Consider the following 16881-nt stretch of genomic DNA (forward strand, 5'->3'; position numbering starts at 1 on the left):
ACCTCGCGTGATCCGCGTTCGGCAGACGACGGACGCCCTCAGTCCTGATGCCCGGGCAGCGCCCTGCACAGCGCGTCCAGTGCGTTCGCGAAGGCGTGCTCCGGTGGCCTGCCGTATGCCACCACCAGGGCGTCTCGGGGGGTGTCAGGAGCGGTGGGGGCGTGGAAGTGGGTGAGGCCGTCCAGGGCGAGGCCCTGCCAGCGGGCGGCCTGGACGATGGACTGCTCGGTGCCGGGCGGGAGTTCGAGGACGGCGTGCAGGCCGGCGGCGATGCCGGAGACGTGGACGTGCGGTGCCCGCTCGGCGAGGGCCGCGACGAGCTGGTCGCGGCGGCGCCGGTAGCGCAGCCGCATCCCGCGCAGGTGCCGGTCGTAGGCGCCGGAGGAGAGGAACTCGGCGAGGGTGAGCTGTTCCAGCTGGCCGGAGGACCATTCGCCGGTGCGTTTGACGGCCAGCAGCGGGTCGACGAGGCGGTCCGGCAACACCATCCAGGCCAGCCGCAGGGCGGGGGCCAGGCTCTTGCTGGCGGTGCCCAGGTAGACGACGTGGTCGGGGTCGAGGCCCTGGAGGGCGCCGACGGGCTGCCGGTCGTAGCGGAACTCGCCGTCGTAGTCGTCCTCCAGGACGTAACCACCGGTGGCCCGCGCCCAGTTGACGGCGGCGGCGCGGCGGTCGGGGTGCAGGGGGACGCCGGTGGGGAACTGGTGGGCGGGGGTGAGCAGGGCCGCGCGGACGTCGTCGAGCCCGGACAGGTCCTCGGTGCGGGCGCCGTGCGCGTCGACGACGAGCGGGACGGTGCCCAGTCCGGCGCGGGTGATGACGTCGCGGTGGAAGTCCAGCCCGTACGACTCGACGGCTAGCCGGCCGGTGCCCAGGGTGCGGGCGAGCAGCGCCAGGCCCTGCATGAAGCCGGTGCAGACGACGATCCGGTCGGGGTCGGTGCGGACCCCGCGGGCCCGGGCGAGGTAGTCGGCGAGGACGGCGCGCAGTTCGGGGCGGCCGGCCGGATCGCCGTAGCCGAACGCCTCGCTGGGGGCGGCGGTCAGCGCACGGCGGGCGGCGGCGAGCCAGGCGGTGCGGGGGAAGGCGGAGACGTCCGGGGTGCCCGGGGTGAGGTCGAAGCGCGGTCGGCCGGGGCGGGTGGCCGGGCCGGGCGGGCGGCGGGCCCGGGCGGGGGCGGCCCCCAGCGGCTCGACGCGGTCGGCGACCCGGGTGCCGGAGCCCTGGCGGGCGCTCAGCCAGCCCTCCGCGACGAGCTCGGCGTAGGCGTCGGCGACGGTGTTGCGGGCGATGCCGAGGTCGGTGGCGAGCGAGCGGGAGGAGGGCAGCCGGGTGCCGGGGGCCAGCCGTCCGGTCCGTACGGCGTCCCGCAGCGCGCCGATCAGGGCGGCCCGCAGCCCGCCGGGGCCGGTGAGGTCCAGGTGCAGGTCGCGACCGAAAGTGGCCCAGGAATCCGCCATGGAAGTGGACCATACCGGTGTGCCACTGCGGTCGTAGCTTCGTAGGCATGACAACGACAGCGACGACAGCGACGACAGCAGCGGCAGCGACGGAATCGACGGGATCCGCCGGTCCCCGGATGCAGTGGGCGAAGCTCGCGCCCGAGGTCTACAAGGCCATGATCGCGCTGGACGCGGCGGCGAAGAAGGGCCTGGACCCGACGCTGGTCGAGCTGGTCAAGATCCGGGCGTCCCAGCTCAACAAGTGCGCCTTCTGCCTCGACATGCACATCAGGGACGCCCGCGGGGCCGGGGAGACCGAGGAGCGGATCTATCTGCTGAGTGCCTGGGCGGAGGCCGAGGAGTACTACACCGACAAGGAGCGGGCGGCGCTGGCGCTGACCGAGGCCGTGACCGTCCTGACGGAAGGTTTCGTGCCGGACGAGGTCTACGAGCGGGCCGCGGCCCACTTCGAGGAGCCCGAGCTCGCCCAGCTCATCGCCCTGATCACCACCATCAACGCCTGGAACCGTTTCGGCGTGAGCACCCGCATGACCCCGGGGAGGGCCTGAACCGATGACCCATCGGATGAAGTTCTGGGGCCGTCAGCCCGCGTTCTACCAGGCACAGCTGGCGCTCACCATGGCCGCCAAGAAGGGCCTGGGCGACCCGGTCCTGACCGAGCTGGTGGTGCTGCGCGCCTCGCAGCTCAACCGGTGCGCGTTCTGCATCGACATGCACGTGAAGAATCTGCGCGAGGCCGGGGTGAGCCGGCAGCGGATCGATCTGCTGCCGGCGTGGGAGGAGGCGGGCGACCTCTACTCGGCGCGTGAACGGGCCGCGCTGGCGTTCACCGAGGCCGTCACCGTGCTGACCGAAGGGCACGTCCCGGACGAGGTCTACGAGCGGGCCGCGGCCCACTTCGACGAGCGTGAACTGGCCCATCTGCTCGCGGTGATCGTCGCGATCAACAACTGGAACCGGGTCAACGTCACGGTCCGCCAGCCGGCGGGGTCCGAGCTGTGAGCGCCGCCGCGACGCTGCGCGCGCTGCACCACGGCCCGGGGCTTCCGCTGGTCCTGCCCGGCCCGTGGGACGCGGCCGCCGCCCGGGTCTTCGCGGACGCCGGCTTCCCGGCGCTGGCCACGCCCAGTGCGGGGATCGCCGCCTCCCTGGGCCACGAGGACGGCCGGACGCCGCCGGAGGAGATGTTCGCCGCGATCGCCCGGATCGTGCGGGCCGTGGACGTGCCCGTCACGGCGGACGTGGAGGCCGGGTACGGGCTGTCCGCACGGGAGTTGGTGGGCCGGCTGCTCGACGCCGGGGCGGCCGGCTGCAATCTGGAGGACACCGACCACGCCACCGGCGCCCTGCGCGACGCCGAGGAGCAGGCCGCCTGGCTGGCGGAGGTACGGGCCGAGGCCGGTGACGCGCTGGTGATCAACGCGCGGATCGACACGTATCTGCGCGGGGTCGAGGGCGAGCGGGAGACGGCGGAGACGGTGCGCCGCGGTCTGCTCTACGCGGCGGCGGGCGCCGACTGCGTCTACCCGATCCTCGCCCCGCCCGCGCTGCTGTCCGCGCTCGCCACCGCCGTCGGCCGCCCGGTGAACGCCCTCGCGGTGCCCGGCGGGCCCACCCCGGAGGAGCTGGGCGCGCTGGGCGCGGCCCGGATCACCTTCGGCGGCGGGCTGCAGCATGCGGCGATGGCGACGCTGGCTGAGGTGGCCGAGCGGCTGCGGGGCGGGCGCCCGGCGGAGGGCTAGCCGCTACGGGCGGGAGGAAGCCCGGGGACGCGGTGGGGCGGGCGTACAGGGGTCGCCCGCCCTGGGCGGTTCCGCCCCGCGCGTCCCACGCGGCGTCAGCGTTCGTCGGTCCCGGGGACCTTGCCCGTGCTGATCGCGATCCGGTTCCAGGTGTTGATCGTGAAGATCAGCGCCAGCAGCCGGGCCAGCTCGTCCTCCGCGAAATGCCGGGCGGCCCGCTCGTACACCGCGTCCGGCACCCCGCCGTGCGCGACCAGCGTGACGGCCTCGGTGAGCGCCAGCGCCGCCCGCTCCCGGTCGGTGAAGAAGTGCGCCGCCTCCTCCCAGACGGCGACCATGTGCAGCCGCTCCTCGCTCTCCCCGGCCTTACGGGCGTCGGTGGTGTGCATGTGCAGGCAGTAGGCGCACTTGTTGAGCTGCGAGGACCGGATCTGGACCAGTTCGACCAGGGCCGGGTCCAGCCCCTCGCGGGCCGCGGCGTCGAAGCCGATCAGCGCGCGGAATGCCTTGGGGGCGGCCTTGGCGAAATTGACCCGGGGGGTGCGGAGTTGGGCGGCGCCGGTGGTGTCGTCGGCGGGTGCGGGGGTCGTCGTGGTGTGCGCTGCGGTGTTCGTCATGCCTCGAATCTAGGAGCCCGGGCGACCGGCTGTAGGGTGCATTTCCATGCCGGAATCATGGGTCAATTCCGCCGAGGGTCTGGGCGCCGATCTGCATGTGGAACTGACCGGTCCGGGCAGCCGCCGCGCCGCCCTGCTGCGCGCCCTCCGCGAGGCCGTACGGTCCGGGCGGCTGGCCCCCGGCACCCGCCTGCCGCCGTACCGCTCGCTCGCCGCCGACCTCGGTCTGGCCCGCAACACCGTCGCCGACGCCTACGCCGAACTCGTCGCGGAGGGCTGGCTCACCGCCCGCCAGGGTTCCGGCACCCGCGTGGCACACCGGGCGCAGCCGCTGGCCCCCACCGGGGCCGTGACCCACCGCGCCCCGGCGGCCCGCCCCCGCCACAACCTCCTCCAGGGGCAGCCGGACGCGGCCGCGTTCCCCCGTACGGCATGGGTCGCTGCCGCCCGCCGGGCGCTGACCGCCGCCCCCGACGACGCGTTCGGGCCCGGTGATCCGCGCGGCCGTCCGGAGCTGCGCCGCGCGCTGACCGACTATCTGGCCCGTACCCGCGGCGTCCGCACCGACCCCGGCCGGATCGTCGTCTGCTCCGGTTTCGCGCACGCCCTGCGGCTGCTGTTCCCCGCCGTCCTCGCCGGCCCGCTCGCCGTCGAGTCGTACGGCCTGCCGTTCCACCGGCAGCTCCTGGCCGCCGCCGGCATCACCACCCGCCCCCTGGCGGTCGACGAACTCGGCGCGGAAGCCGGGCAGTTGGCGGAGCTGGACGGGGTGCGGGCGGTGCTGCTCACCCCGGCCCACCAGTTCCCCACCGGCGTCCCGCTGCATCCGGACCGCCGGGCCGCCGTCGTCAACTGGGCGCGGACGAGCGGCGGTTACGTCATCGAGGACGACTACGACGGCGAGTTCCGCTACGACCGCCGGCCGGTCGGCGCCCTCCAGGGCCTGGACCCGGAGCGGGTGATCCACCTCGGCTCGGTCAGCAAGAGCCTCTCGCCCGCGGTGCGGCTGGGCTGGATGGTGCTGCCCGGCCGGCTGGTCGACGCCGTCCTCGCGGCCAAGGGCGAACGGGAGGCGTGGGCCGGCGTCACCGACCAGCTCACCCTCGCGGAGTTCCTGATCTGCGGCGCGTACGACCGGCACGTCCGCCGGATGCGGCAGCGCTACCGGCGGCGCCGGGACCAGCTGGTCGCGGCGGTGGCCGGCCATGCGCCGCAGCTGCGCGTCACCGGTATCGCCGCCGGGCTGCACGCCGTCCTCCAACTCCCGGACGGCTCGGGTGCGGCGGACGAGCGTGCCGCGCTGCGGGCCGCCCGGTGGCAGGGCCTGGCCCTCGACGGGCTGTCGGAGTACCGCCATCCGGACGCCCCGACGCCGCCCCGGCACGGCCTGGTCGTCGGCTACGCCACCCCGTCCGAGAGCGCCTTCCCGGCGGCCCTGGCGGCGCTGTGCCGGGCACTGCCGCCGGGGCCGTAGGAAGGCACCGCCCCAAAGGCGGACCGGCTCTACTGGCCGGCGAACTTGCGGCTGATGCCGTCGAAGACCCGCTGCGCCTCGGGGCCCAGGTGCGGGCCGGCCAGCCAGGTGTGGGCGTTGGAGCTGATGGAGGTGTTGGAGACCAGGGTCAGCTTGCCGCCGCGGTTGACGAACCAGCCGCCGCCGGAGGTGCCGCCGGTCATCGTGCAGCCGATGCGGTGCATGGCGGGCGTGCCCTGCTGCATGACCAGCCGGCCGGGGCGGGCGGGGCAGTTCATCATCCGCGCGCCGTCGTACGGGGGCGCGGCCGGGTAGCCGAACGCGTCGAGGGAGCTGATGCCGTCGGCGGAGGGGGCGTTGAACCACACCTGGGCGGCGGCGCCCACGGTCTCCTGGAGCGACTTGGCGCCGCCGTTCTCCGGCTTCACGTGCAGCACCGCGAAGTCGTAGGCCGAGCCGCCGTTGCCGGTCTCCTCGCTGCCCATGTTGATCCACTCACCGGAGGTGGTGATCCAGTCCGCCCAGAAGCGGCCGTAGGGGGTGACCTGCTGGCCGGGGGTGTTGCCGACCTGGTTCATCGGGACGCCGTTGTCGTTGTACGACGGCACGAAGACGATGTTGCGCATCCAGCCGCCCTGCTTGCCGGAGTGCACGCAGTGGCCGGCGGTCCACACCAGGTTGGACTTCCCCGGGTGCGCCGGGTCCTCGACGATCGTGCCGGAGCAGACCATCGGGCCCTTGGGGCTGTCGAAGAAGATCTTGCCGACCGGCGCCATGTGCTGGTGGTACGGCCGGGCGACCTGCTCGGCGGTGACCGGCCGCGGCTCGGGGTCGGAGGCGGCGGATCCGCTGCCCGCGCCGGTGGCGTTCACCCCTATCTCCGGGGCGGCCTTGGCCTTGGCCAGCCGGTCGGCCTTCCAGTGGTCCTTGATGATCGGGTTGGCGAAGTCCGAGGCCTTGCGGGCCCAGTCACCCCAGTCGTTCCAGCCGCCGTCCTTCCACTTCTTCAGGCCGTCGATGCTGGTCGGCATCCCCTTGGGCAGCTTCAGGCCCCCGTCGCCCGGGCCCTTCTGGTCGGCGGCGGCCGAACTGCCGGGCGCGGCGGCCTTGTCGTCGCTGGGGCCGCAGCCGGTGGCGGTGACCGCGAGCAGCGCGGCCACGGCGGCGGCCGCGGCGGTGGAACGGCGGATGGCTGGCATGGAAGCGGAAGTCCCCCCGGTGCGTGGCGGCCGCGGCTCGCGGCGCCATGGTGTGGTGTGTCATGTCCCGTCTCGGACTGGGCCCTACTATGCCGCGCCGCAGGGCCCGGTGGACGGCCAGGGCCCGGCGGCCGGGGACATAACGGGAGGGGTTGCCGCACGTCGGACGGCCCCGCACCGGCAGCAGCGGTACGGGGCCGGGCGCCGCCCGCACTCCCCCCACAGGAGGCAGACAGCGGTCGGGGGACGGAAGGCGGAGAGGCTCAGGACCTCGGGGGTCGGTCCTGAGCCTCTCCTGGAGGTGGGCCTGTGGGCGGGGCGTTACCGCAGGAGCTTGACGATCAGCTCCAGCACGTACGTGTCGACCTTCTCCAGGACGATCCGGACCGGGCTCGACGGCTTGAGGGTCTTCACCCACTTGCGGAAGGCGGCGACGCCCTTCTTCGCGGCGGCCCGGGCCTCCTTGTAGTGCTTGCCGAGCACCTTCTTGAGGAACTTCACGATCGCCTTGGCGCGGTCCTTGGCGTCCTTGCCCGAAATGCCCGGCACCTGGGCCTTGTCGAGGCCGGCCGCGTAGGTCACCGCGGTGAGGGTGTTCACGTCACCGGCCGAGCGGACCGCGCCCACCTGGACCGAGGAGACGACCGGGGTACGGGAGTGCTGGACCGCACTGGCCATGGGTGCCGCGATACCCAGCGTGACCGCTGCGGCGAGGGCGGTGGCGGCCATCCGCATCGTCTTGCGCATGGAACTCCTCTTCTCTCTTTCGCGGCGCACCGGTTGTCGGTGATCGCCGGAAGGAGTCTTCCGTCGCCGTCCGGCATTCCGCTATTGCCTCTTCGGGCATCGGACGGATGGCCAACGGACCTCCGGCCATCGGCCGAAGGGGAGCCGTGCGCAGGGGAATGGGGGAATTCCGCCGGAGGTAAAGGAACCTCCTCGCCCGTCCCGAGGGCGAGGAGGTTTCCGGCGGCCTGCCGGGATTACGAACGGTCCACCGGAATACTCCCGTCCGGCGGGCTGATGTCGTGATGATGGGCGTAGGCGAAGATGGCCGCTTCGATGCGGGTGGCCACCTCGATCTTGGTCATGAGATTGGCCAGGTGAGCCTTGACGGTGCGTTCGGTGATGCCGAGTTGCTGCCCGATCTCCCGGTTGGACGCGGCCTTTCCGATGAGAATGAGCACTTGGCGTTCGCGCGGCGTCAGATGAGGGATTCTGGAGGGGTCTCCCGGTGTCGGGCGCGGGCTCGTGGGGTACGCCACGGTTATCCGCGCAGCCGATAGTTCACTTTTGTTGCACGTATGACTCTGAGACAAAGCAGTTCTACCTTCCCCGTATTCTGCTTATGAGTCCTGCTGGGCACGCTCGCCGCTTTCTCCCCGGTTGGTCGAGTCGGGGTCCGGCGGACGAACATGGGCGTGCGTCATCGTGCGCTGCGGTCCGCGGTCCGCCCCCGGCGGGTGACTCCGGGAGGCGGGCGCGGTGACCGCCCGACGCGACCTCGGCCCGGCATGAGCGACGTCACGGTCGGTAACTGCCCAGCAAAGCGAGGCCACATGGCCGGAAAGAGCACTTACCGCAGATCTTAAAGGGTTCCTAAACCGCCGGTACGAGTTTGAGAAGTGGATCTCCAGGAGCCCGGCCTGTCCTGGTGGGCACCGGCCAAAGGTTCAATACCGCCCGCGCGGCCCCCTTCGTACTCTCGGTCTCCCCTCCGTACCCCGGAACAGAGCAAGAGGAGATTCCATGAGCAACGGTTCCACCATGCGCCGGATCGGGTCGGCCGCCGTGGCCGGCGCGGCGGCGCTCGCGGTCCTGGCGCCCGCGGCCTCGGCCACCGGCCGGCCGTCGGCGGCGGCCCCCGCGGGCACCGCGGAGCAGTCGCTCGGGAGCAAGCTGACGGTCGCGGACTACCGGCAGTACCTGGCGTCCCGGAACACCCCCGAGGCGAAGCGCACCCTCAAGGCGTTCCGTGCGCTGCCGAAGGCCAAGCAGCAGAAGTTCGTCGGTTACCTCCAGAACCGCAAGGTCTACGAGGCGCTCACCGCGTCGCTGAAGGGCACCACCCGGCCCGGGGGCCTGCGCCGCGCCGTCCCGTACAACGCGGACGTGTCGTTCGTGAAGGAGGTGCGGGTCACGGCCAAGGGGACCATCGCCGGTCTGGACACCCGCGTCACCTTCGCCATGTCGGAGGAGATCTTCGGCATCCCGGTCACCGCCGAGAAGGTGTGGGTGCAGTATCTGGCCAGCGGCGGACGGGCCACCCACCTCAAGGGCGGCGGCGCCACGGTGAGCAACGTCAACGCGGCGGTGGACATCAAGGGTGGCGGCACGCCGCACCTGGTCCGCGGGGCGGCCACCCTCTCCGCCACCTGGAAGGCCACCCCGCGCTACGCCTCCTTCGGCAAGGCGCTCAACAAGGTCCAGGCGCTGGACGCCGGGGTACTGGGCTACTGGCGGGCGAGCCTGCACAACGCCTGAGCCGGTGCGGGCCGCCGCGCGTCACGGGCGGGCGGCGGCCACCCGCGGGTCCCGGTAGGCGGCGGCACGCGGCTGCCGGCCGGGGCCACCCGGTCCCCCCGGGCCGCCTGATGCGCCATGGCGGAACTCCCCGAGCTGTTCCGCCGTGGGGTACCACTGTTTCTGGCAACGGCAGCACCACCAACGCCAGTTGTCCCAGTCGGTACTGGTCTGGGTGGTGTCCTTCCACAACCAGGCGTCACAGTCGGTCGTGGGGCATTTCGGTGGAAGCGGCATGGTGGCATCCTCGGGCGTCCCCGCCCGTCCACCGGGCGGAACTCCCCGGCCGCCATCCGAACGGGTGAGCCCCACCCGGCCGACCACACACGCGAAGGGGGTGCGGGCCCCATGGGCCCGCACCCCCTTCGTCCGACGTCCGGCCGGGGACCGCCTACTTCTTCGGCAGCCAGCTCTTCCAGACGTCCGGGTGCTTGTCCACCCACCGCTTGGCCGCCTCGTCGGCGGACAGGCCGCCCGAGGCGATGGATTCGGAGACCTCGTTCTGGTCGTCCTTGGTCCACTTGAAGTTCTTCAGGAACGCCGCGGCGCTGCCGCCGTTCTTGGCGAAGTTGGTGTTGAAGTACTTCTGGAGCGGGGTGGTGGGGTACGCGCAGTCGATGGACTGCGGGTCCTTGGCGCCCTTCGCCGCGCAGGCGTCGGTGTACTTGGGGAGCTTGACCTCCACCATCGGCACCTGGTTGAAGAGCCACTGCGGCTCGTACCAGTACGTGAGGAAGGGCTTCTTCTCCTTGGCGAACTGCTGGATCTGGGTGATCTGGGCCGCCTCGGAACCGGCGAACACTACCTCGTAGTTGAGGTGGAGGTTCTTCACCAGCGCCTTGTCGTTGGTGACGTAGGACGGCGAACCGTCCATCAGCTGGCCCTTGTTGCCGCTCTCGGAGGTCCGCAGCTGCTGGGCGACCTTGTTGAGGTTCTTCCAGTCGGTGACCTCGGGGTGCTTGTCGGCCCAGTACTTGGGGACGTACCAGCCGATGTGGCCGGTGACGCCGTTGCCGCCGCCCGCGGTGATCGTCTTCTTGTCCTTGACGTACCGCTTCTCCTGGTCCGGGTGGCCCCAGTCCTCCAGGATCGCGTCGACCCGGCCCTGGCTGAGGGCGTCCCAGGCGGGGATCTCGTCCACCTGGACGGTGTCGACGTGGTAGCCCAGCTGGTGTTCGAGCAGGTACTTGGCGACGGCCACGTTGGACTGCGCGCCGACCCAGGTCTGCACGGACAGCGTGACCGACTTCGAGCCCTTGGCCGCGGCGAACGGCGAGGTCTGCTTGGTCATGTCGGCCTTGCCGCAGGCGGACAGGGACAGCGAGAGCGCCACCGTGCCGGCGAGCACGGCCGTACCGAGGAATGCTGTGCGCGTACGGGACATGATCAGGCTCCCTTCCCCGTCGTACGGCGTTCCGTGGGCTGGGTGACCCGGTCGAGCATCAGGCCCAGGCACACGATGGCCACGCCCGCGACCAGGCCGAGGGCCAGGTCTCCGGTGGCCAGGCCGGTGACCACGTCGTAGCCGAGGGCACCGCCGCCGACCAGGCCGCCGATGATGACGACGGCGAGGACCAGGACCACGCCCTGGTTGACGGCGAGCAGCAGGGCCGGCCGGGCCAGTGGCAGCTGCACCTGGCGGAGTATCTGCCAGCGGGTGGCGCCCAGCGAGCGGGCCGACTCCATCGCGGCGGGGTCGACCTGGCGCAGGCCCTGGGTGGTGATGCGGATGACCGCGGGCAGCGCGTAGACGACCGCGGCCGCGGCGGCCGGGGCGCGGCCCACGGCGAACAGGGCGACGACCGGGATCAGGTACACGAACTGCGGCATGGTCTGCATGACGTCGAGGACCGGGCGGAGGATCGCCTCGAACCGCTTGCTGCCGGCCGCCAGGATGCCGGCGCCGAAGCCCAGCACCAGCGTCACGACCAGGGCGGCGAGCACCTGGGAGAGGGTGTTCATGGACGGCTTCCACACGCCCAGCACACCGATGGCGGCCATCGCGAGGACGGCGGTCAGGGCGGTGCGCCAGGTGCCGATGAGCCAGGCCAGCGCGGCGACGACGAGCAGCGTGCCGTACCAGGGCAGTGCGGTCAGGCCGTCGCGCAGCGGGTTGAGCACCCAGTTGGTGAAGTGCGCGGCCCAGTCGGCGGTGCCGCCGATGACCGGGACGCCGGAGTAGAGGTGGTCGACCATCCACTCCTTGAAGTCGTTCACCGGGTGGGCGATGTCCACGAACCAGGCGCCGGGCCAGACCGCGGAGCCGGTCAGCCGGCCGGCCAGGGCCAGCAGCGCGGTGAGCGCGGCCACGCCGGTCCAGACCTGCCAGCCGCGCAGCCACGCCGGGCCGGTGGTGCTGCCGGTCGCGCCGATCCGGGCGCCGGCCGCGGCGGTGGTGCGGTCCATGACGATGGCCAGCAGCACGATCGGGATGGCGGCGGAGAGCGCGGCGCCGACGTCGACGGAGGCGAGCGCCTGGTAGACGCGGTCACCGAGGCCGGCCGCGCCGATCATCGAGGCGATCACGACCATGGACAGCGCCATCATGATCGTCTGGTTGACGCCGAGCAGCAGCTCCTTGCGGGCCAGCGGGAGGCGGGCGGTCAGCAGCCGCTGCCGTCCGGTGGCGCCGAGCGAGGAGACCGCCTCCAGTACGCCGGGGTCGGCGCCGCGCAGTCCGAGCGCGGTCAGCCGGGCCATCGGCGGGGCGGCGTAGATGACGGTGGCCAGCAGCGCCGCCGGCACGCCGATGCCGAAGATCAGCACGACGGGCAGCAGATAGGCGAAGGCCGGCAGCACCTGCATGGTGTCGAGGACCGGGCGCAGGATCCGGAACAGCCGCTCGGAGAGGCCGGCGGCCAGTCCGAGCAGTGCGCCGACGACGACCGAGGCGGCGACCGCCACGACCATCAGCGCCAGCGTCTGCATGGTCGGGACCCACATCCCGAGCGCCCCGCTGACGAGGAGGGAGACCAGCGCGGTGGCGGCGATCCGCCAGCCGGCCACCCGCCAGGCGATCAGCGTGACGCCGGCGGTCACACCGGTCCAGCCGAGGGCGAGCAGCAGCAGGTAGACCGCGCGGACGGAGATGACCACGGCGTTGGAGAGGTGGCCGAGGAAGTAGACGAACAGCCAGTGGTTGTCGCGGTTGTTGATGATCCAGTCGCTGGTCTTCCCGAGCGGTCCGGACACGTCGACGGTCAGCGCGGAGGGCCAGGCGGCGCCGGGCCAGGCGGCGTGCACCAGCGGGACCAGGACGGCCGCGGCGACGGCGAGCAGCAGGAGCTTGGCGAGGCCGCGGCGGTCCAGCAGGGCCTGGAGCGGGCCGGCCTTGGGGGCGTCGGCGCCGAGGCCGCGCTGAACGGCGGGGGGTGCGGATGCGGTACTCATGCGCGGCCCCGCTTCACGGTGCCGGTCGGCACGCCCAGGGCGGCGGCGCGCTGGGCCTCGCGCCAGCGGCGCAGCAGGGCGGTCCGCAGCCGGGTACGGCGGGAGGCGACGGGGGCTCTGGAGCCGACGGCGCGGACGGCGCCGTGGCGGGCGGTGGCGGCGTACATCATCAGGCAGCCACCTCGCCGGGCCGGTCCTCGTCGATCCGGGCGACCACGTTGAGCAGGCAGGCGTGGTCGACGACGCCCAGGCAGCGGCCGCCGTCGACGACCCGCGCGGCGCCGCCGGAGCGGGCGACCGCCTCGATGGCGTCCGAGATCAGGGTGTCGGCGGCCAGCGCCGGGCCCTGGTCGGCCTCGCCGTCCTCGGCCGGGCGCATCGCGCGGCGGACGGTCAGCACCTGCTCACGGGGGACGTCCCGGACGAAGTCGCGGACGTAGTCGTCGGCCGGGGAGCCGACGATCTCCTCGGGGGTGCCGAGCTGGACGATCTCGCCGTCGCGCATCAGGGCGATCCGGTCACCGACCCGCAGCGCCTCGGCGAGGTCGTGGGTGATGAAGACCATGGTGCGGCCCTCCTCGCGGTGCAGGCGGACGACCTCTTCCTGCATGTCGCGGCGGATGAGCGGGTCGAGCGCGCTGAACGGCTCGTCGAACAGCAGGACCTCGGGGTCGACGGCGAGTGCGCGGGCGAGTCCGACGCGCTGCTGCTGACCGCCGGAGAGCTGGCCGGGGCGGCGCTTCTCCAGGCCGGTCAGGCCCACCTTGTCGACCATCTCGTTGGCCTTCTCGCGCCGCTCGGCCTTGCCGACGCCCTGGATCTCCAGGCCGTAGGCGACGTTGTCGACGACGGTGCGGTGCGGCAGCAGGCCGAAGTGCTGGAAGACCATGGCGGCGCGGCGGCGGCGCAGTTCGCGCAGCGCGTTGCGGTCCATGGCGCGGACGTCCTCGCCGTCCATCTCCAGGTCGCCGCTGGTCGGTTCGATCAGCCGGGTCAGGCACCGGACGAGGGTGGACTTGCCGGAGCCGGACAGGCCCATGACGACGAAGACCTCGCCCTTGTGGACGTCGAAGGAGACGTCGCGGACGGCGGCGGTGCAGCCGGTCTGCTCGCGCAGTTCGGTCACGCTCAGCCCGGCGACCGAGGCGTCATCGGGGATCTTGTCGGCCTTGGGGCCGAAGACCTTCCACAGGTGGCGGACGGAGAAGACGACCTCACGGCCGTCCTCGGCTGCGTCGGTGGCTTTGCGGGCAGCGGGTATCTCGGATGCGCCGGCGGAGGTGGTAGCCATCACGCATCACCTCCCTCGGTAGGAATCTTCTGGAGCAGTTCGGCGCACTTCTCCCCCACCATGAGCACGCCCAGCATCGGGTTGACGGCCGGCATCGTCGGGAAGACCGAGGCGTCGGCGATCCGGATGCCGTGCAGACCGCGGATCTTCAACTCCGGGTCGACGACGGCGAGTTCATCGTTGGCGGCGCCCATCTTGCAGGTGCCGGCGGGGTGGTAGACGGTGTGCGCGGCCTTGCGCACCAGCTCGCTGATCTCCGCGTCGTCGGTCACGTGGGGACCGGGGAAGACCTCGCGCTTGAGCCACTTCTTGAACGGCTCGGCCTGGGCGACCTTGCGGGCCAGCTTGATCCCGTCGACGAGTGTCTGCGCGTCGTAGTCGTCCTCGTCCTCGAAGTACTTGAAGTCGAGGGCGGGCTTGACCTCGGGGTCCGCGGAGGTGAGGTACAGGCGGCCGCGGGAGCGGGACTTGGGGATGTTCGGGGTCATCGAGACGCCGTGTTCGGGGCGCTCGTAGCCCAGCCGCTCGGGGTTGTCGGTGAACGGGATCTGGTAGAAGTGGAACATCAGGTCGGGGCCCTTGTGCTCCGGGTCCCGCTTGACGAACAGACCCGCGTCCGAGTCCATCGCGGAGTTGCCCGGGATCGGCCCGTTCGTCTCCCAGACGATCACCGACTCGGGGTGGTCGATGAGGTTCTCACCGACGCCCGGCAGGTCGTGCACGACGGGGATGCCGAGCGCCTCCAGGTCCTTCTTCGGCCCGATGCCGGAGTGCATCAGCAGCCGCGGGGTGTCGACGGCGCCGGCGCACACCAGCACCTCGCGGGCGGCCTCGACGTAGACCTCCGCGCCGTCCTTCGTACGGACGTGGACGCCCTTGGCGGTGGCGCCGTCCAGCTCCAGCTTGTGCGCCCAGGTCTCCAGCATCAGCGTGAGGTTCGGCCGGTCGCCGGCCTCGATGTGCGGGTGCAGGTAGGCGACCGAGGCGGAGGACCGCTTGTTGTTCTCGGGGTGGTAGGAGAGGTCGAAGAAGCCGACGCCCTCGTCGAACGGCTTGTCGTTGAACCCGACGACCTCCGGCACGCCGAGGGCGGTCTTGGTCGCCTCGATCCAGTCGGTGGCGATCTGGTTCTGGTCCTTCTTCGCCACCCGCACGATGTTGTTGCGCAGCTTGCCGAAGTAGGGGTCCATCTCCTTCGCGCCCCAACCGGTGGCGCCGGCCGCCTCCCACTCGTCCCAGTCGGACGGCAGCGGCTTGAAGGAGATCAGGGTGTTGTGCGACGAGCAGCCGCCGAGGACCTTGGCCCGGCTGTGCAGGATGTGCGAGTTGCCGCGGGGCTGCTCGGTGGTCGTGTACTCGTAGTCCAGCTCGCCGCCGAGGAGGCCGAGCCACTTGCGCAGCGTCAGCACGTCCTCGCGGTCGATGTCGGACGGGCCGCCCTCGATGACGGCGACCGTGACGTCCGGGTCCTCGGTGAGGCGGGAGGCAATGACGGAACCGGCGGTACCACCGCCGACCACGACGTAGTCGTACACGGGCATGGAGGGTGCTCCTTCTTGCAAAGACCTTGGGGGTGCGGGGGTCGGGGGGATCGGGGCGGGCGGCCGCTGGTCAGCGGCGGTCGCTCAGCCCGCGAACCACCGCACCGGCGCAGGCCGGAGGTTCTCGTAAATGTGCTTGCTCTCGCGGTACTCGTCCAGACCCGTGGGGCCGAGTTCCCGGCCGATGCCGGACTTGCCGAAGCCGCCCCACTCCGCCTGCGGGAGGTAGGGGTGGTAGTCGTTGATCCAGACGGTGCCGTGCCGCAGCCGCGCGGCGACCCGGCGGGCGCGCGCGGTGTCGGCGGAGAAGACCGCGCCGGCCAGCCCGTACTCGGTGTCGTTGGCGAGCGCGACGGCCTCGTCCTCGGTGGTGAAGGTCTCCACCGTCAGGATCGGCCCGAAGGTCTCCTCGCGGACCACCTTCATCTCGCGGTGGCAGCCGTCCAGCACGGTCGGCGCGTAGAAGTAGCCGGTGGCCGGGCGGACGGCGGACGGCTCGGGCCGGGCCCCGCCGCACCGCAGCTGGGCACCCTCTGCCAGCGCGGAGGCGACGTACGCCTCGACCTTGTCGAGCTGCTGCTGGGAGACCAGGGGACCGCACTCCACGCCGTCCTCGGTGCCCCGGCCGAGCTTGATCTTCTCGGCGCGGCGGGCGAGTTCGGCGACGAAGCGGTCGCGCACCGACTCCTCGACGATCAGCCGGGCGCCGGCCGAGCAGACCTGCCCGCTGTGGATGAACGCGGCGTTGAGCGCCTGGTCGACGGCGGTGTCGAAGCCCTCCTCGGTGGCGCAGGCGTCGGCGAAGACCACGTTGGGGTTCTTGCCGCCCAGCTCCAGGGCGATCTTCTTGGCACCGGAGACCGCGGCCGCACCGGCCTTCGTGCCGCTGACCAGGCCACCGGTGAAGGAGAACAGGTCGACGTCCGGGTGCTCGGCCAGCCGCTGTCCGACCGGGAGGCCCGCACCGGTGACGATGTTGGCGACCCCGGCCGGCAGCCCGGCCTCGACCAGCAGCTTGACCAGGTGCACGGTCGACAGCGGGGTGACCTCGCTGGGCTTGATCACAAAAGTGTTGCCGGCCGCGAGGGCCGGCGCGATCTTCCAACTCGCCTGGAGCAGCGGGTAGTTCCAGGGTGTGATCAGCGCGCAGACGCCGACCGGTTCGTGCACGACCACGCTGTGCACATCGGCCGAACCGGCGTCGACGACCCGGCCGCCGCTCTCGTTCATCACCACGTCGGCGAAGTACCGGAAGGCGTTGGTGACGTCGTCGACGTCGACCCGGCCCTCCTCCAGGGTCTTGCCGGTGTCCCGGCTCTCGATGAGCGCGATCTCCTCGCGGTCGCGCTGCAGGAGGTCGGCGACCCGGCGCAGCAGCGCGGAGCGCTCGGCGACCGGCGTACGGGGCCAGGCGCCCGCGCCGCCGTCGAAGGCCCCGGCGGCGGCCGCGACCGCGGCGTCCGCGTCCTCGGCACCACCCTCGGCCACCACCTGGAGGGTCGTCGCGTCGGCGGGGTCGAGGACCTCGCGGGTGGCCCCGGACGCGGCGGCCCGCCACACCCCGGCTATGTGAATGGTCTCGCTTGCCGACACGTTGTTTCTGCCTTCCGGTTTCCGAAGTTGTTCCCACTGGTGCAACCA

The 16881-nt window shown here is 72.2% G+C and carries 16 protein-coding genes; 5 read left to right on the top strand and 11 right to left on the bottom strand.

What is annotated here, in order from left to right; translation table 11 throughout:
- Nucleotides 1–38: 38 nt before the first annotated feature.
- On the bottom strand, nucleotides 39–1460 hold the full coding sequence (pdxR, locus tag ACZ7MX_RS07030) for a MocR-like pyridoxine biosynthesis transcription factor PdxR (protein WP_472130040.1): 1422 nt from the start codon (nucleotides 1458–1460) through the stop codon (nucleotides 39–41).
- Between the two features lie 47 nt (nucleotides 1461–1507).
- Between pdxR (ACZ7MX_RS07030) and ACZ7MX_RS07035 the strand changes: the two genes are divergently transcribed.
- Genes ACZ7MX_RS07035 through ACZ7MX_RS07045 form a run of 3 tightly spaced genes read left to right on the top strand, consistent with a single transcriptional unit; the run spans nucleotide 1508 to nucleotide 3205 of the window.
- Nucleotides 1508–2011, top strand: coding sequence for a carboxymuconolactone decarboxylase family protein (locus ACZ7MX_RS07035; RefSeq protein ID WP_472130042.1), 504 nt, complete (start codon nucleotides 1508–1510; stop codon nucleotides 2009–2011).
- A gap of 4 nt (nucleotides 2012–2015) precedes the next feature.
- Nucleotides 2016–2465, top strand: coding sequence for a carboxymuconolactone decarboxylase family protein (locus tag ACZ7MX_RS07040; protein ID WP_472130044.1), 450 nt, complete (start codon nucleotides 2016–2018; stop codon nucleotides 2463–2465).
- Complete coding sequence (locus ACZ7MX_RS07045) at nucleotides 2462–3205, top strand: isocitrate lyase/PEP mutase family protein (protein ID WP_472130046.1); 744 nt, start codon at nucleotides 2462–2464, stop codon at nucleotides 3203–3205. Before ACZ7MX_RS07040 ends, ACZ7MX_RS07045 begins: the two co-directional genes overlap by 4 nt.
- Nucleotides 3206–3300: 95 nt before the next feature.
- Here ACZ7MX_RS07045 and ACZ7MX_RS07050 read toward each other — a convergent pair whose 3' ends face one another.
- Complete coding sequence (locus ACZ7MX_RS07050; RefSeq protein ID WP_472130048.1) at nucleotides 3301–3822, bottom strand: carboxymuconolactone decarboxylase family protein; 522 nt, start codon at nucleotides 3820–3822, stop codon at nucleotides 3301–3303.
- Between the two features lie 46 nt (nucleotides 3823–3868).
- Here ACZ7MX_RS07050 and pdxR (ACZ7MX_RS07055) point away from each other — a divergent pair, with 46 nt between their 5' ends.
- Nucleotides 3869–5296, top strand: a complete 1428-nt coding sequence (gene pdxR, locus ACZ7MX_RS07055) for a MocR-like pyridoxine biosynthesis transcription factor PdxR (protein WP_472130050.1) — start codon at nucleotides 3869–3871, stop codon at nucleotides 5294–5296.
- Between the two features lie 29 nt (nucleotides 5297–5325).
- On the opposite strand, the gene ACZ7MX_RS07060 is transcribed toward pdxR (ACZ7MX_RS07055), so the two are convergent.
- The 3 genes from ACZ7MX_RS07060 to ACZ7MX_RS07070 form a co-directional block, all read right to left on the bottom strand.
- Nucleotides 5326–6495 carry a trypsin-like serine peptidase gene (locus tag ACZ7MX_RS07060; protein ID WP_472130052.1) on the bottom strand — a complete coding sequence of 390 codons (1170 nt, stop codon included), beginning with the start codon at nucleotides 6493–6495 and terminating at the stop codon, nucleotides 5326–5328.
- Between the two features lie 321 nt (nucleotides 6496–6816).
- A complete protein-coding gene (locus ACZ7MX_RS07065) occupies nucleotides 6817–7242 on the bottom strand; it encodes a hypothetical protein (RefSeq protein WP_472130054.1) in 426 nt (141 codons plus the stop codon).
- Between the two features lie 236 nt (nucleotides 7243–7478).
- Entirely contained in the window at nucleotides 7479–7760 is a 282-nt protein-coding gene (locus ACZ7MX_RS07070; protein ID WP_267887910.1) for a response regulator transcription factor, read from the bottom strand.
- A 484-nt stretch (nucleotides 7761–8244) separates the two neighbouring features.
- Here ACZ7MX_RS07070 and ACZ7MX_RS07075 point away from each other — a divergent pair, with 484 nt between their 5' ends.
- On the top strand, nucleotides 8245–8979 hold the full coding sequence (locus tag ACZ7MX_RS07075; RefSeq protein ID WP_472130056.1) for a hypothetical protein: 735 nt from the start codon (nucleotides 8245–8247) through the stop codon (nucleotides 8977–8979).
- A 430-nt stretch (nucleotides 8980–9409) separates the two neighbouring features.
- Here the strand turns inward: ACZ7MX_RS07075 and ACZ7MX_RS07080 are convergent, their stop codons facing one another.
- The 6 genes from ACZ7MX_RS07080 to ACZ7MX_RS07105 all read right to left on the bottom strand — a co-directional run bounded on the left by ACZ7MX_RS07080 (nucleotide 9410) and on the right by ACZ7MX_RS07105 (nucleotide 16833).
- A complete protein-coding gene (locus tag ACZ7MX_RS07080) occupies nucleotides 9410–10402 on the bottom strand; it encodes an ABC transporter substrate-binding protein (RefSeq protein WP_472130058.1) in 993 nt (330 codons plus the stop codon).
- A gap of 2 nt (nucleotides 10403–10404) precedes the next feature.
- Nucleotides 10405–12408 (bottom strand): ABC transporter permease, encoded by a 2004-nt coding sequence (locus ACZ7MX_RS07085; RefSeq protein ID WP_472130059.1) that lies wholly within the window; start codon nucleotides 12406–12408, stop codon nucleotides 10405–10407.
- Nucleotides 12405–12578, bottom strand: a complete 174-nt coding sequence (locus tag ACZ7MX_RS07090) for a hypothetical protein (RefSeq protein ID WP_472130061.1) — start codon at nucleotides 12576–12578, stop codon at nucleotides 12405–12407. Before ACZ7MX_RS07090 ends, ACZ7MX_RS07085 begins: the two co-directional genes overlap by 4 nt.
- Nucleotides 12578–13699, bottom strand: a complete 1122-nt coding sequence (locus tag ACZ7MX_RS07095; RefSeq protein WP_472130063.1) for a quaternary amine ABC transporter ATP-binding protein — start codon at nucleotides 13697–13699, stop codon at nucleotides 12578–12580. The genes ACZ7MX_RS07090 and ACZ7MX_RS07095 overlap by 1 nt, the downstream gene beginning before the upstream one ends.
- Nucleotides 13699–15240, bottom strand: a complete 1542-nt coding sequence (locus ACZ7MX_RS07100; RefSeq protein ID WP_472130065.1) for a GMC family oxidoreductase — start codon at nucleotides 15238–15240, stop codon at nucleotides 13699–13701. Before ACZ7MX_RS07100 ends, ACZ7MX_RS07095 begins: the two co-directional genes overlap by 1 nt.
- A gap of 84 nt (nucleotides 15241–15324) precedes the next feature.
- Nucleotides 15325–16833 (bottom strand): aldehyde dehydrogenase family protein, encoded by a 1509-nt coding sequence (locus ACZ7MX_RS07105; RefSeq protein ID WP_472130066.1) that lies wholly within the window; start codon nucleotides 16831–16833, stop codon nucleotides 15325–15327.
- Nucleotides 16834–16881 lie beyond the last annotated feature (48 nt).

This window comes from Streptomyces sp. NPDC107765 (assembly GCF_055657085.1).